This window comes from Sinorhizobium sp. NG07B (assembly GCF_002532005.1).
GTDB lineage: Bacteria > Pseudomonadota > Alphaproteobacteria > Rhizobiales > Rhizobiaceae > Sinorhizobium > Sinorhizobium fredii_C.
The window spans coordinates 1-1,069 of the sequence record NZ_NWTD01000046.1 but is presented as its reverse complement, the minus strand read 5'-3'; the positions used below and the strand labels follow the sequence as shown (position 1 = coordinate 1,069).

Here is a 1,069-nt window from a genome sequence, read left to right as displayed (position 1 = left end):
TGACCTTGCCCCCAAGTTTTATCCAGTTTTGAGTTCGCTCCTGCGGTTTTGGGTTGCTGTATTTGGGGCGGTAGCGGCGGGTTGCGGTGCGGAGCCATTTCGGCTGCGCAGCACCGCAGCACGTCGCGGGTTGATGGTCTGAGCGAACTCGGCCGGTGTTAGCCAGCCGAGGCCAGAGTGCGGTCGGTGATCGTTGTAATCGCTGCGCCAGTTTGAAAGCGCTGAGCGAGCATAGGTCAGTGACGAGAAGAGGGTTTCATTCAAGAGCTCGTCTCGCAGCCGCCCATTGAAGCTTTCGATGAAGGCATTCTGGATCGGCTTACCGGGCGCGATGTAGTGCCAATCGACCTTGATCCGGTCCGTCCATTGCAGGATCGCGTTGCTGGTGAACTCGCTGCCATTATCACTGACGATCATCCTGGGCTTGCCGCGCTCCTCGATGATCCGATCCAGCTCACGGGCAACGCGCAGACCGGAAAGCGATGTATCCGCGACGAGCGCCAGGCATTCCCTCGTGCAATCGTCGACGACCGTTAGAACCCGGAACCTGCGTCCATCGGTGAGTTGATCCGACACGAAGTCGAGCGACCAACGATCATTGGTGGCCATCGGGATCAGCATCGGTGCTCGTGTGCCTATCGCTCGCTTGCGACCGCCGCGCTTGCGCACCGTCAGCTTCTCCTCCCGATAGAGCCGGAAGAGCTTCTTGTGGTTCACAAGGTGTCCCTCGCGCCTGAGCAGCACATGAAGGCGTCGATAGCCGAAGCGGCGGCGTTCATGCGCCAACACCTTCATTCGCTCGCGAAGGCCCTGATCGTCGCTGCGCCTGGTTTCGTACCGCATCGTCATCCGGCAAAAGCCGATGGCTTTACACGCCCGCCGTTCGCTCATCCCATGGTGACCCATCAGATGCGCGACAGCGTTCCGCTGGGCTGCGGGCGTCACCACTTCTTTCCCAAAAGGTCTTTCAAAGCTGCATTGTCGAGCATCGAATCCGCCAGAAGCCGCTTCAGCTTCGTGTTCTCGTCCTCCAGCGTCTTCAGCCGCTTGGCTTCCGACACCTCCATGC

At 59.9% G+C, this 1,069-nt stretch carries 1 pseudogene; it reads right to left on the bottom strand.

The annotated features are described in order from the left end of the window. Positions 1-18: 18 nt before the first annotated feature. Positions 19-1,069: pseudogene (locus CO664_RS30000) on the bottom strand (IS3 family transposase); the annotation flags it as partial.